Annotated in this window: 2 protein-coding genes; both read left to right on the forward strand. The window is 30.6% G+C overall.

Annotated elements, in window-relative coordinates:
• The coding region (locus CLOBL_RS27325) for an FCD domain-containing protein (protein ID WP_143323983.1) at positions 1-295 on the forward strand (295 nt) is incomplete at its 5' end.
• A 151-nt stretch (positions 296-446) separates the two neighbouring features.
• On the forward strand, positions 447-661 hold a 215-nt coding region (locus CLOBL_RS27330; protein WP_179117858.1), incomplete at its 3' end, for a mannonate dehydratase.

Raw genomic sequence — 661 nt, forward strand, 5'->3', positions numbered from 1 at the left:
TAAAAAATTGTTTGAAGCAGATGAAGAATTTCATAAGATAATTTTCGAGGGAAGCAATAAAAAAAGGATATGGAATAGCATTAATGATGGTAGTACTGAGTTTCAACGAATTCGTATGCTTAGATTGGCGGCTAATTCTAGCTGGGATAATATCATTGAACAGCATAAAGAAATTTTTGATGCTATAAAGAACAGAAATCCACAAAAGGCTGAAGAATATATGGAAGAACATTTAAATATGGTTACTTTCGATAAAAATACAGTAAAAGAAATTTATCCTAATTATTTTAAGTAATAAATTAATTCACAATGATGAAATTAGTTTTGATTTTAACTTTAAGGAGGTGAGGCTTATATAGAGGATGAAATTAAGACTCTTTATACGTCTATAAAAACAATTATTAAAATATAACAAAGTTAAGCGAAATGACAGGAGGTATATCACTATGAAAATGGGATTTAGATGGTACGGTGAAGGTAATGATACCGTAACACTTGAGCAAATCAAACAGATTCCTGGTGTGGAAACAATTGTTTGGGCTCTTCATGATATGGCAGCTGGCGATGAATGGCCAATGGAGAAAATTCTTGAGGTAAAAAAAGAGACTGATAAATATGGATTTAATTTAGATGTTGTTGAAAGTGTTAATGTTCATGAGGA

Origin of the sequence: Clostridium sp. BL-8, from assembly GCF_002006495.1 — a bacterium.
Taxonomy (GTDB): Bacteria; Bacillota; Clostridia; order Clostridiales; family Clostridiaceae; genus Clostridium.